11 protein-coding genes and 2 pseudogenes are annotated in these 12984 nt (G+C 66.1%); 2 read left to right on the top strand and 11 right to left on the bottom strand.

The window, feature by feature from the left end:
- Window positions 1–19 precede the first annotated feature (19 nt).
- The 3 genes and pseudogenes from AMD30_RS24805 to AMD30_RS23440 all read right to left on the bottom strand — a co-directional run.
- Window positions 20–328: pseudogene (locus AMD30_RS24805) on the bottom strand (M23 family metallopeptidase); the annotation flags it as partial.
- A 300-nt stretch (window positions 329–628) separates the two neighbouring features.
- Window positions 629–1468, bottom strand: a complete 840-nt coding sequence (locus AMD30_RS23445) for a F510_1955 family glycosylhydrolase (protein WP_055477284.1) — start codon at window positions 1466–1468, stop codon at window positions 629–631.
- A gap of 111 nt (window positions 1469–1579) precedes the next feature.
- Window positions 1580–1897 (bottom strand): hypothetical protein, encoded by a 318-nt coding sequence (locus AMD30_RS23440; protein ID WP_010844644.1) that lies wholly within the window; start codon window positions 1895–1897, stop codon window positions 1580–1582.
- A 235-nt stretch (window positions 1898–2132) separates the two neighbouring features.
- On the opposite strand from AMD30_RS23440, the gene AMD30_RS23435 reads away from it, so the two are divergent.
- Window positions 2133–3083 carry a M56 family metallopeptidase gene (locus AMD30_RS23435; RefSeq protein ID WP_055477283.1) on the top strand — a complete coding sequence of 317 codons (951 nt, stop codon included), beginning with the start codon at window positions 2133–2135 and terminating at the stop codon, window positions 3081–3083.
- 28 nt (window positions 3084–3111) lie between these two features.
- Here the strand turns inward: AMD30_RS23435 and AMD30_RS23430 are convergent, their stop codons facing one another.
- Window positions 3112–3765, bottom strand: a complete 654-nt coding sequence (locus AMD30_RS23430) for a DUF305 domain-containing protein (RefSeq protein ID WP_055477285.1) — start codon at window positions 3763–3765, stop codon at window positions 3112–3114.
- A 269-nt stretch (window positions 3766–4034) separates the two neighbouring features.
- Here AMD30_RS23430 and AMD30_RS23425 point away from each other — a divergent pair, with 269 nt between their 5' ends.
- A complete protein-coding gene (locus tag AMD30_RS23425; protein ID WP_055477282.1) occupies window positions 4035–4970 on the top strand; it encodes a M23 family metallopeptidase in 936 nt (311 codons plus the stop codon).
- A gap of 18 nt (window positions 4971–4988) precedes the next feature.
- Here the strand turns inward: AMD30_RS23425 and AMD30_RS23420 are convergent, their stop codons facing one another.
- From AMD30_RS23420 to AMD30_RS23390, 7 genes and pseudogenes are all read right to left on the bottom strand, one after another.
- The gene (locus AMD30_RS23420) at window positions 4989–5336 is read right to left on the bottom strand and encodes a metal-sensitive transcriptional regulator (RefSeq protein WP_005195356.1); all 348 of its coding nucleotides are present in this window, start codon (window positions 5334–5336) and stop codon (window positions 4989–4991) included.
- Window positions 5333–7495, bottom strand: coding sequence for a heavy metal translocating P-type ATPase (locus AMD30_RS23415; RefSeq protein WP_055477281.1), 2163 nt, complete (start codon window positions 7493–7495; stop codon window positions 5333–5335). Before AMD30_RS23415 ends, AMD30_RS23420 begins: the two co-directional genes overlap by 4 nt.
- Window positions 7492–9849, bottom strand: a complete 2358-nt coding sequence (locus AMD30_RS23410) for a heavy metal translocating P-type ATPase (protein ID WP_055477280.1) — start codon at window positions 9847–9849, stop codon at window positions 7492–7494. The genes AMD30_RS23415 and AMD30_RS23410 overlap by 4 nt, the downstream gene beginning before the upstream one ends.
- A gap of 62 nt (window positions 9850–9911) precedes the next feature.
- Entirely contained in the window at window positions 9912–10871 is a 960-nt protein-coding gene (locus AMD30_RS23405) for a hypothetical protein (RefSeq protein ID WP_007239618.1), read from the bottom strand.
- Between the two features lie 92 nt (window positions 10872–10963).
- Window positions 10964–11170, bottom strand: coding sequence for a heavy-metal-associated domain-containing protein (locus AMD30_RS23400; protein WP_005195294.1), 207 nt, complete (start codon window positions 11168–11170; stop codon window positions 10964–10966).
- A 103-nt stretch (window positions 11171–11273) separates the two neighbouring features.
- The gene (locus AMD30_RS23395; RefSeq protein WP_055477279.1) at window positions 11274–12542 is read right to left on the bottom strand and encodes an MFS transporter; all 1269 of its coding nucleotides are present in this window, start codon (window positions 12540–12542) and stop codon (window positions 11274–11276) included.
- A 3-nt stretch (window positions 12543–12545) separates the two neighbouring features.
- Window positions 12546–12971: pseudogene (locus AMD30_RS23390) on the bottom strand (pyridoxal-5'-phosphate-dependent protein subunit beta); the annotation flags it as partial.
- Between the last annotated feature and the right edge of the window lie 13 nt (window positions 12972–12984).

Genomic DNA, 12984 nt, shown 5'->3' with positions numbered 1-12984 from the left:
CCACCCTATGGGGCACTACTCAACTCTCGCGACACCTGCGGGACCACTCGTCCTCATACCTCCCGCGCGCCGATAAGGCGGGTCGTCCGACGACGTAGACTCCCCGGGTTCTCAACCACGGTGCAGGATCGAGTTTGGGTCCATCTTGCTGCCACACCTTGTAGTGCAGGTGTGGGCCGGTGGAGTAGCCGCGGTTTCCTACCGTTGCGATCTGCGCGCCGGCCAGGACTCGCTGCCAGACGCTCACCAGTGTCTCGCTGATGTGCCCATACACGCCGATCGTGCCGTCGTCTTGCAGCACTCGCATCCACAGCCCGAAGCCGGCGGCCTTCGATAACCGTCCCCGCCCAAGGCGATCTTTGAGGTCGCGGGTTCGGTGTGCTCACGCAGCTGTGACACGCGCAGCAAGTTCGTGGGGTAGTCGGGGCTGCTCGTCTCATCGATAACGACAGTGACGTCTCGAAGACGTGGCGTTTCTGGGTGCCGTCAGGTGGTCGAGAGTGACCACCCAGGTCGGCCGGGTGCCACCGTCTGTCAGATCCTGCTCGTGGAGTGGGTGGAGTGGACGTGATCAAAAGCGCGTCCGGATCTGAGTCGCCTCCTTCCTTCGTTGCTCCACACGAGTCCGTTAGCTGAGCGTGTAGAGCAATTGTTCGTTTGCGGCGTATGCATTTTCGGCGTTTCTGGCGACCAGCGCGTTGACACTATTGATGGTGCTGCGTTGTTCCCAGTGTGTGCCGTCTGGGCTGCGCCAGACGGTGTCGGCGGTGTCGATGCCCCAGAGCGTGCCATCGGGTGCGGCCGCCAGGAGAGCTAGGGCCGGCGCATCGGGAACGGTTGTGAAGGTCTGGGCGTCGTCGGTGCTGTGTTGCAGGCCATCTGGGGTAGTCGCCCATACGCCGCGGTCGGTGATCGCGAGTGCTGCTGCGGCCAGGGGCGCGCCGGGGGTCCAGCTTCTCCCGTCATCGGTCGATACGAGCAGGCCGTTGATTCCGTCGAAGCCTACGAGTAGTTGTCCGTTGGTGGCGAGCGCGTGGAAGTCGATGTCGCCGGCCACCGATCTCGGTGTCCATGTCTGCCCGCCATCTTCGCTGGCGACGAGTCCCAGCGGGTTGGGTGCCGAGCTCCGCGGGCCGGGATGGCCGGAGGCGAAGATCCGATCAGAGCCGGTTACCCCGGCCAGTCCCATGAAGTCGTCGTCGGAGACGCCGACCCGGCTGGTGGTTCCATCTGCGGTGAGGGCGATTACGCCGGTGTGAGTTCCGGCGAGGATAGTGCCGTCGGCGCGGATGTGCAGGGCGTGGAGGTGGTCGAGTTCTGGGGTCAGTGTTGCGCTCTCTGCTGAGGTTGCCGACGGTGGTGGGGATGTGGGTTGTTCCCGGGTGGAGCAGCCGGTTAGCACAATCAGCGTGGCGATGACTGCGAGGACGACCGCAGCGGTGCGGTTGGACGGGGTTGAGGCAGGCAAGCGGCTAGGACTTTCGTGTGGGTAGGACTGAGTTCGGGCGTGGGTGGTGTGGTGATCGGGGTGGTGGCGAGACCGGGTAGGAGCCGCCCTAACCCTCTGGGGGTGTCGTGGTCACGACTTCTGGATGGGGGTGGAAGGCTGTGAAGGCTTTTGGCCGCAATGCTTTTGGAGGACGAGGGAGATGAGGACGTTGCCGAGGTGGTGACGTGCCCCGGAGAGGTCGCCGATCGCAGCGAGGTGGCGGACGAGACCGATGTGTGCGGCGAGGTGGCGGCGTCGGTTCGAGGTGACGCTGAGGTGGTGGGCGCGGTGGAAAAACTGGTGGGTCGAGTATGGCGTGGGTGCTCGGTAGACGTCTCGCATGGCATGCAGATACTGACGACGGTGGTCGTCGGGGGGCGAGTGCGTCTCCTTCGGGTTCTCGGTCACGGCGCATTCCTCGGACTGGTACGCGCAGGCCGGGTCAACCCGCGTCAACTAACTACTATAAAACCTAGTAATTGGCGGCGCGGTCGGTGCCTGAGTTGCGGCGTCACCGACGAACTTCTGGGGCATACTGGCTGGTGGTGCAGGTGGTGGGTCGCCGGGAAGGTGTGTTGAGTGTGGGTCTCAGCGAGCTGACGGCGGGGCGTCGAGGATCGAGGCGAACGATGGGTGAGCATCCATGAGTGCAGCGGTGGTGTTAGTTGTTGCCGCGGGTGTGCTGGGCTGGTTGTGGCCTCGATGGATGGTTCGGGTGCAGGGCCGTATCGATGCTCGTTGGGTGTTGGTGGCCTGGCCGGCCGCGCAGGTCGTGTTTGCGATGTTGTGGGTGGGAGCTGTTGTGACGCTGGCGGTTCCCGGCCATTTCGGCATCCATTCGTTGTCCGAGGTGGTGTCGTGTCTGCGGGTGTTGTCACACGGCGCATCCCCGCGGGTGGAGGCGATCTCCGGTGGCGTGCTGGCGGTGGTGACCGGGGCAGCGATTGTCCGAGCGGTGACGATCGCGGTGCGATCGGCGGTGCGGATGCGTGGTGCTCGTGAGGAGTATCTGCAGTCGTTGCGGTTGGTGGGCGCCCGCAGTGAGCGCTATCCCGATGTGTGGTGGCTCGCCGACGGGCGGCCGATGGCGTTTTGTCTGCCGGGCAAGGATGCCGGCATTGCCGCCACGACCGGGTTGCAGGCGGCGTTGTCCGGTGAGGAACTCGATGCCGTCGTTGCTCATGAGCGCGCACACCGGCGGCAACGTCATCACACCGTGGTGTTGGCGGCCCGCGCTCTCGGGCGTGCGTTCCCGCTGATTCCGTTGTTCAGCCGCGCGGGCCGTGAGGTCGCCGGCTTGGTCGAGCAAGCCGCCGATGCCCGCGCGGCCCAGCTGGTGGGTGCGCGGGCGGTCTGCTCGGCGTTGGGAACGTTGGCCCGTTCGGGACCTGTAGCGGGCCCGGTGGGTGTGTTGTCGATCAGCGATTCGTCGTCGGTGGGGCCTCGGTTGAGCCGCTTGGACTCCGGTCACCGGTGCCGGTCGCGACGTCATCATGTGGGTGCTGCCGCGGCGGTGGCTGGTGTGGTGGCGGTGCCGACCACGCTGGCGGTGTCCGGTGTCGTCTCGGCGATGGTGATCGCGATGTGTGTGTAGCCGAGACCGACCCGGGCAGGTCCGACCGCTAGGGGTTGTTGAGAAGCTGCTGCATCCTCGCAATTTCGCTCTCCTGATCAGTGACGATCTGACGTGCCAGAGCGATCGCCTCGGGCGATTGGCCGTCTTGAATCTCGGTCTTGGCCATGGCGATGGCGCCGCGATGGTGTTCGATCATCTGGGTCAGGAACAGGCGCGACGCCTCGGCTCCTTGCGCGTCGCGTAGCTGCTGCATCTGTTCTGGCGACATCATGCCCATCATCGACGGCATCGGGGAGGAACCCGGCGCCATCGACGTACCCATGTCCATGTTGTGTCCCTGGCCCTCGAGTGGGGCTCCCCATTGCTTCAGCCACGACTGCATCTGCTCGATCTCAGGCTGCTGAGCGTCTTTGATCTGCTGGGCCAGACTGACGACCTGGGGGTTGATGTTGTCCTTCTCCAACAGGATGTCGCTCATCATGATCGCCTGGGTGTGGTGCGGGATCATCTGCTGGGCGAACGAGATGTCCGCGCTGTTGTGTTCGGCAGTGGCCGCCGCTGAGGATTCGGTACTGGCCGCGCTGGTACCCATCCCCGACATCGAGGAATGATCCTCAGTCGAGGTGTCCGAACACGCGGCCACCACTGTCAGAACAGCCGCCGCGGCAGCAACGACGACACCCGTTCGTGTGACTCTCATCGATCTCCTCCTCAAGAGTGATACTTCGCCACCGCCCGGCGGCGCTTCGATAACAATTCTACTAACACCGATAGTAGTTAGTCGCCTGCCCGGCACCCACAAAACGGGCGGTGAACTGCGCAAACAAAGCCGCTAATGCCTGATTAGTTCGCTTCGTAGTGGAGCCGCGTGTGACTGGTGGGGCACAAGTGACTTGTGGTGTGATCTCGCGGGTACACGCATGGCACTCGTGCGTGGGTCTACGACGTCCGCGGGAAAGGTCCGACCGCATGCAGATGGTGTTGACATCGCTACGGGTCAAGGCGGGGCAGCAGTGGGGCCCCAAAGCGCTGGGGGTGGCAGCGGCGGTGTGCGTGGGCGTTGCGCCTGTGATTGCCACCGCACCGGCGGCGGCCTCGACCGATGGACATGTGGCCGGGGAGTTGATCGCGATCGTGCAGGACTCGGTGAAGGCCGCTTTGGGTGGTGCCGCGGCGGCGAATTTGGGGAAGCCGATCACGCAGGCGGCGTCCTGCCTGGGCGCTCAGGCCCAGTCGGGCAGTGTCGGCGATGCGGGCAGTGTGGCCGCGCTGCAGTGCTTCGGAACGTTTTCGCTCATTGATCCGATAGACGGGTTCCGGATCATCGACGCGTTACCGCTGGCTCGGCTGGTGGCCACCCTGATCGCCGCGATCGTGCCGCACGATCCGAACGAGCCGCATGGCCCCCAGCCGCAGGAACCCGGAACGCCGACGCCGCTGCTGCCCGGTAGTGGCGGTGCGGTGGCGCCGACTGCGGGTGAGATCACGTCCACCTTCGGTGACGGACGGGGCCATCAGGGCATTGATATCGGCAATGATCTGGGTGCGCCGATTGTCGCTGTGGCTGACGGGGAGGTCATCACCTCCGGACCTGCCGAGGGGTTCGGGTTGTGGATGCGGATCCGGCACGATGACGGCACGATCACCACCTACGGCCACAACGACGAGAATCTGCTCGAGCAGGGCGCGCGAGTACGGATGGGGCAATCGATCGCCACGGTGGGCAACCGTGGGGTGTCGACCGGCCCGCATCTGCATTTCGAGGTTCTCGACCCGACGGGAGTCAACGTTGATCCGGCACAGTGGCTGGCCGATCGTGGGGTGGTTCTGGCGATGGCCGCTGATGCCGACGCCCGCGCGCCGGGGCCGGTGGTGCCGCAGTGGGTCGGCGAACCACGCCTGTGACGAACCCGGTGTGGTGGGTCAGGAACGAACGAGGCGAGCGATGGCCGCCGAGGCTTCAGCGATCTTCTCCTGCGCCTCGTCCCCGCCGGCGTGGGCGGCATCGAGCACACAGTGGGTGAGATGGTCGTCGAGCAAACCCAGCGCGACCCCCTCCAGCGCCTTGGTCAGCGCCGAAATCTGGGTCAGGATGTCGATGCAGTACTGCTCCTCGTCGACCATCCGATAGATACCTCGGGATTGCCCCTCGATGCGCTTGAGGCGGGCCAGGTATTTGCCCTTGTCGCTGATGTAACCGTGGGAAGAGTGTTCCGAGGCAGAGGATTCTTCCGGGGTGGAGGATTGTCCCGGTGCGGACGCAGCGGTCATGGACTCACCTTCTCAGTGGATCGCGGTCGGTTGTGCTGCAGTGCACGCACTGTACTCGCGCCTGGGTGCAGGTCGAGTCGGCGTAACAGTTGCGCGTTGAGTGCGACCACGACCGTCGAGGCTGACATCAGGATCGCTCCGACCGACATCGGCAGGACGAACCCGATGGGCGCGAGAATTCCGGCGGCCAGCGGTACCGAGATCAGGTTGTATCCCGCTGCCCACCACAGGTTCTGCTTCATTTTTCGGTAGCTGGCGTCCGACAGCTCGATGACCGACAGCACCGAGCGGGGGTCGTCGCTGGCGAGGATGACCCCCGCCGAGGCGATCGCGACGTCGGTGCCGGCCCCGATCGCGATGCCCACATCGGCTTGGGCCAGGGCGGGGGCGTCGTTGACGCCGTCGCCCACCATCGCCACCTTGCGTCCTTCGTGCTGCAGTTCGGCCACCTTGCTGGCTTTGTCTTCCGGGCGTACACCGGCGAACACCCGGTCGATACCGAGGTCGTGAGCGACGGTGTGCGCCACTGCTTCGGCGTCGCCGGTGATCATCACGACCTCGACCCCGCGGGCGTGCAGCGCCTCGACGGCTTGGCGGGATTCCCCGCGCACCTCGTCAGCGAGTTTGACAGCTCCGATCAGCTCAGTGTCGCGGGTGACATGCAGGATGATTGCGCCGTCGGCGCGCCAGCGATCAGCGATGGCCAGTTCCTGATGGCCCTGTTCCTCGAGCATGCGGGGCCCGCCCACCCGCACTGTGGCGCCCTCGACGCGAGCGGTCACACCGACCGCCGGTGACGAGGTGAAGTCGGTGGCCGCGGGAACCGGCTGGGCGCGGTCGCCGGCCGCTGCGACAATTGCTCGCGCCAGCGGGTGCTCGCTGTCGGCTTCGGCGCTGGCGGCCAGGGTGAGCACGGTGTCCTCATCGACGCCGTCGGCGGCCGCGATCTCGATGACGGTGGGCTCACCCTTGGTCAGGGTTCCGGTCTTGTCGAACAGCACCGCATCCACAGTGCGCATGGCCTCAAGTGCCAACCGGTCTTTGACCAGCACGCCGCCGCGGGCGGCGCGTTCTGTGGCAATGGCCACCACCAGGGGGATAGCCAAGCCGAGTGCGTGCGGGCAGGCGATGACCAGCACGGTGATGGTTCGAATCACCGCCTGGTCGGGTTGGCCGATGACCGTCCACACGATGGCGGTGATGATCGCTGAGCCGAGCGCGAACCAGAACAGCAGCGCTGCGGCGGAATCGGCCAGCCGCTGGGCGCGGGAGGTGGAGTTCTGCGCGTCTGCCACCAGGCGCTGAATCCCGGCCAGCGCCGTGTCGTCGCCGGTGGCGGTGATCTGGACCCGCAGCCCCGAGTCGGTGGCCACCGTGCCGGCCACCACCTGATCGCCGATGCCGCGGCGCACCGTGCGCGATTCTCCGGTGACCATGGATTCATCGAGCTCGGCCGAGCCGTCTACGACGCGACCGTCGGCCGGGACGCTGGCCCCGGGGCGCACGATCACCACATCTCCGACCTGCAGCTCACTGGGAGCAACGGTGGTGATGTGGTCGCCCTCGACGCGTTCGGCCTCATCGGGCAGCAGCGCGGCCAGCGAGTCCAGGGCCGAGGTTGTCTGGGCCAGCGACCGCATCTCGATCCAATGCCCCAACAGCATGATCACGATGAGCAGGGCCAGTTCCCACCAGAAGTCCAGTTCGTGGTGCAACACACCGATGCTCGCACCCCAGGACGCCACGAAGGCCACCGTGATCGCCAAGGCGATCAACAGCATCATTCCCGGTGCGCGCGACCGCAGTTCTGCAGAGGCGCCTACCAGGAACGGCCGCCCACCCCAGCAGTACATCACCGTACCCAGCACCGGTGAGACCCACTTCAACACTTCACCATCGGGTAGGTCATAGCCGATGAGCATCGCGAACATGGGCGAAAAGGCCACGACCGGCACAGCCAGGGCCAGCATGATCCAGAACAGCCGCCGGAACTGCCCGACGTGATCACCATGCCCCCCATGCCCAGCGTGATCATGGTCTGCGCGGGCGCGCTCAGCATGGTGATCGTGGTGGTTGTGTGACGCTGCGGCGAGTTGGCCGTGGTGGCGTTCATCGGCGGCGTCGTGACCGACGTGCTCAGGGGAAGAGTGCTCGTTCATGCCGCTACCTTATACCCCTGGGGGGTATACGTCGAGGGGTTGGTGGGTGGAACTGTGGACGATGAGTGGGGCGGGCTGGTGAAGGCGCGCAGCCGCAGGCTGTTGCTGACGACGAACACGCTGGACAACGCCATGGCGGCCCCAGCCAGCATGGGGTTGAGCAGTCCCAGCGCGGCCAGCGGTATCGCGGCGACGTTGTAGGCGAATGCCCAGAACAGGTTCATTTTGATCGTTTTCAGAGTGGTGCGTGCCAAGGCGATCGCGTCGGCGGCAGCGTTGAGGTCGCCGCGGACCAGGGTGATGTCGGCGGCATGCATGGCGGCGTCGGTGCCGGTGCCCATCGCCAGCCCGAGATCGGCGTGGGCCAGGGCAGCGGCGTCGTTGACGCCGTCGCCGATCATGGCCACAACCTTGCCGTCGGATTGCAGGTCGGTGATGACGGCGGCTTTGTCGGCCGGCAAGACGTTGGCGATGACGGTGTCGATCCCGACCTCAGCGGCGACGGTGTCGGCGACGGTCTGGTTGTCGCCGGTCAACAGGATGGGCGTCATACCCAGTGCGGCGAGCCGGGCGATGGCGTGTGCGCTGGTGGGTTTGATCGCATCGGCGACCGCCAGGACCGCATGGGCGCGGCCGTCCCAGGCGACGAGTACGGCGGTCTGTCCGGCTTCTTCGGCGGCGGTCTGCGCCTCGTTGAGGTGGGGGTCATCCACGGCGATGCCGTGTTCGGCCAGCAGCGTCGGACGCCCGACGGTGACCACACGTCCCTGGACCGTGCCGCGCACGCCTCGACCTTCGAAGCTGCGGAAGTCTTCGACCTCGTCGAGCTGTCCGACTTCGGCGGCTGCACCAGCAGCGATGGCGGCCGCGACGGGGTGCTCGGAGGCATTTTCCACCGCTCCAGCGAGGGCGAGCACGTCGGCGCGAGTGGTGGTGGGGGAGGTGGTGACCTGGACGAGTGTCATCTGGCCCGTGGTGACCGTGCCGGTTTTGTCGAGGACAACGGTGTCGATGGTTCGGGTGGATTCCAGGACTTCGGGGCCTTTGATCACGATGCCGAGTTGGGCTCCGCGGCCGGTACCGACCAGCAGTGCGGTCGGGGTGGCCAGTCCCAGCGCGCAGGGGCAGGCGATGATCAGCACAGCGACCGCGGCGGTGAACGCCGCTTGCAGGGGATAGCCGGCGCCGATCCACGCGCCGAGGACTGCGATGGCGACGGCGATGACCACCGGCACGAAGACGCTTGAGATCCGGTCGGCCAGTCGCTGGGCGTGGGCTTTGCCGGTCTGGGCGCGTTCGACCATCGCGGCCATTTGCGCGAGTTGGGTGTCCGCTCCCACGCGGGTCGCCCGCACCCGCAGGTGCCCGCCGGCGTTGACTGTCCCGCCGGTCACGGTGTCGGCGGGGGCGACCTGGACTGGCATCGACTCGCCGGTGACCATGCTGGCATCGACTGCCGAGGTGCCGGACACCACCACACCGTCGCTGGCGATCTTCTCGCCGGGGCGCACATTGAACTCGTCGTCAATGGCGAGCTCGCCGATCGGGATCCGATGCTGGTGGCCGTCCCTGATCACTGTGACGTCTTTGGCGCCCAGCTCCAACAAGGCCCGCAACGCCGCACCGGCTTGCCGTTTGGACCGCTTCTCGAAGTATCGGCCGGCCAGGACGAACATCGTGACCCCCGCGGCGACCTCGAGGTAGATGTTGCCTGCACCGTCAGAGGCGCTGACCGTCAGGGTGAATCCGTGGGTCATGCCTGGTTGTCCGGCGGTGCCGAAGAACAACGCATACAACGACCACAACAGCGCCGCGGTGGTGCCGACCGAGATGAGGGTGTCCATGGTGGCCGCACCGTGGCGCAGGTTGAGCAACGCGGCGCGATGAAACGGCCATGCCGCCCACACGATCACTGGCGCGGCCAACGTCAACGACGCCCACTGCCAGTAGGTGAACTGCAACGCCGGGACCATTGCCAGCGCGATCACCGGTACCGAGAGAACCACCGCACCGATCAGTCGGTGACGCAAGGCCACGAGCTCCCCGTCGTCGTCCGAAGGGTCATCGTCGGGGGCGGCACCTTTGGTGGGAGTGGCGGGCAGCGCAGCGTGGTATCCGGCCTGTTCGATGGTCTCGATCAGCAGGTGTGGGTCGACACCGGCGGGTGCGCTGACGTGAGCTTTTTCGGTGGCGTAGTTCACCGAGGCGCTCACTCCGTCGAGTTTGTTCAGTGTGCGTTCGATGCGTGCCGCGCACGATGCACACGTCATGCCCGACACGGCGAGTTCGACATCGACGGCGCCTGTCTGCTCGGCGGTGGCCGCAGGTGGGTGGATCGGAGCTGAGGTGGTCATGGGGGAGTTCCTCGTGGGTGAATGCCTCGGCGCAATGCCCCGGGGTGGCGCTGGTCAGCGAGTTAGTGTCCGGCGTGCGGATCGGCCGAGGGGGCCGTGGAGTCAGGTGTCGGGGCAGGGGTGCCGGTGGGGGCATCGAGAACGAAGGTGGCGGTGTGCACAGCGCCGTCGACCTGGAAGTCGAGGTAGAGCAGATAGCGGCCCGGGGTGGGGGCGGTGGTGGCGAAGCGGACCTGTGGTCCCGCTAGTTGACCGGCGGTCGGTGCCACGCCCTCAGGGTGAACATGCAGGTAGGCCAGGTCGCCTTGACGCAGGGCCACCAAGTGACCGAAAGCGCCCAGATACGGCTGCAGGGTGGTAACCGGTTGTCCTGCTCGGCGCACGGTGACGGTCAGTTCGGACTCGGCGCCCGCGCGCAGATGACCGGCCAGCTCGATGTCGAACCCGTCGACGGATGACTGTCGTGATTCGGCGGTGGGTGGGGCCGGCTGGTAGTCACCGCTGACTTCGACGGTGCTGGTGAGGGTGAGGGGTTGGCCGGTGGCGGCGGGCACGAAGTCGGCGTAGATCCGGTAGCTGCCTCCCGTCGCCCACTGCCAGGGCAGCGTCCAGCGCCCTTCGGGCGAGAGGGTGGGGTGCACGTGTCGGAAGTGGGTGCCATCCGCGCGGACGACGATCAGGTGCAGCTGCTTGTCGTGCTCGGTGGCGAAGTCGGTGACCGCGGTCCCGGCGGCATCGAGGATCTCAAAGCTCAATGGAGCCTGCACCCCGGACGCATGGGGTGCCACCACATTCCCCAGGATGAAGCCGGCTGCTGCCATCGAAACTCCGCGAACCTGATCGGCCCCCGGAGACGAGGCGGATGTTCGCGACTGTGGTGCAGCATTGTGATCGGCATGGGCGGACTCAGCCGGGGAGGTCGACGCCCTGTCGGGAGCGACACCAGCGGCGATGGCGTACGCCGCAGCGAAAACTATCAGCAGGGCCGCGGCGAAGACGCCGAGCTTGGTTGGAACATTCATCGTTGGATTCCTGTCATCGGTGGTGGCGACACCCACGCCGCCCGGGAGAGGCTGAAGTCGCCAGTGGGGCAGACACTTCAGCCCCTCGTCGGCTACTGCGCCAGGTGGTAGCCGGCCTCTTCGATCGCGCCGCGGATCGCGTCGGCCTCGATCGGGGCCGAGCTAGAGATGGTGACTCGCCCGCTGGCCACGTCGACGTCGACGTCAGTTACGCCGGCCAGTGCGCCGACTTCTTCACGCACCGACGCCGCGCAGTGCCCACACGTCATTCCGGAGACGATCACTGTCGATGTGCTCATGAGATGTGCCCTTTCGGTACAGCAGTGGTGCCAACGACCCTCAGGGGGTCTGTCGCTGTGGCGTCTCGCCACACCACCGTTATACCTTACCCCCCTAGGGTAATCAATGGGTTGTGGTGGGCTGAGCTTCGGTGGGGGCGGCGACACTGAGCCATCCGCGGCGGTGCAACAGCAACAGGGCAGACGCCGCCGCCATGCCGGTGAGGACTAGAGCGATCCACACCAGTTCGGGCATGTCGCGGGTGGTGGCCGCGCTGAACAGCCACCCGGTCGCGGCGTTGCCGAGCAGAATCCCGATCCCGACGATGGTGTTGTAGAGCCCGTAGTGGGTGGCGACAAGCGTGCCGCGGGCCAGTCCCACCACCGTGTCCATTTCGAATGGGAACACTGCTGCGGTGGCGGCGGCGAGCAGAGCTGCGGTGAGTAGCAGGGCGGCGATGTTGAGGGCGATGTTGCGCTGATGCGTTGCGGTGCTGGCGACTAGGGGCAGGAAAGCTGCAGCCATCAGCGTCATTCCCACGCTCAGGCTGCCGGTGCTGCCCCAGCGGTTGCCGAACCATGTGGTGATGCGTAGCTGGCCGGCGATGGCCACCAGACCGGTCACCACGAACATTGCGGTGACAACACTGGTGGCGAGGGTGGGGTTGTCTGCTATGCGGTCGGCATGTAGGGGCAGGGCGAGGTAGACCTGGAAGGACAGCACGTAAGAGCTGGCCATCGCCGCAGCGAAGAGCAGGAATCGCCGGTTACGGACGACGCTGCGCCAGTCCTGAATGATTGAGGTGCTGCTCGGGGCCGGTGCTGTTGCGGGTAGCGCTTTGATCTGCACGAGGGTCAGGACCGCGAAAACTGCTGCCGCACAGAGAGAGGTGAGCCGGAAGTCCAGGGCGGTCAGGGCTAGTCCGACCAGCGGCCCGAGCAGGATCCCGGCCTGGTAGAAGACGTTGAACACGGCGAATGCTTCGATGCGCCGCTCACCGGCGTCGGCGGCCAGGTAGGCCCGTACGGCGGGGTTGAACAGCGCCCCGGCGAATCCCGTTGCCGCCGAGGCGATCAGGATCGCCGGCAGCGAACTGACCAGGGCCAGTAGGACGAATCCGATGACCCTCATCAGGCATCCGGCGATGATGAGCGGTTTGTAACCCCAGCGGTCAGCGAGTGTTCCCCCGATCAGGAACATGCCCTGTTGGGAGAAGTTGCGTATCCCCAGGACCAGGCCCACTGCCCATGCGGCCAGGGCCAGCGGGCCGGCGAGGTAGGCGGCGAGGTAGGGCATGAGCATGTAGAAGCCGAGATTGATGGTGAACTGATTGACCATCAGCACTTGGCTGGGGCGATCGAAGCTGCGGAAACTGCGGTAGATGCGTCGCATAGATCAGCTCGTGGGCTCGGCGTGCGGCACGCAAGTGGGGTCGATGATGGTAGGGCACCGCGTCCAGCTGCTCGCGACCTGAGTGAGCGGATCGCTGATGGTGCGGGGTTCAGTGGGCGGCGCCGGGGCGCCGATCAGGTCGTGAGCGCGGCAGTACTCATCGTTGTAAATGGTTCCGTAGTAGCGAGCGGGGCCATCGGGGAACACCGCCGCGATGCGCGTATCGGCCGAACGAGTACGCGCCAGCCAGCCCGAGACCAGGGCCACCGCGCCCACGCTCCAGCCGCCGGTGGCGTAATGCGTGGCGGCCAGGGTGCGACATGCCCAGACTGCCTCGGCCGGCGCCACCCAGTGCACCTCACTGAACTGGTCATAGGCAACGTTACGGGGGTAGATACTCGAGCCGAGTCCCCGCATAATCCGAGCTTGTCAAGATGTCTGT

It is taken from the genome of Gordonia sp. HS-NH1 (assembly GCF_001418765.1).
In the GTDB taxonomy this organism is placed as follows: domain Bacteria; phylum Actinomycetota; class Actinomycetes; order Mycobacteriales; family Mycobacteriaceae; genus Gordonia.
This window is presented reverse-complemented; position numbering and strand designations above follow the sequence as displayed.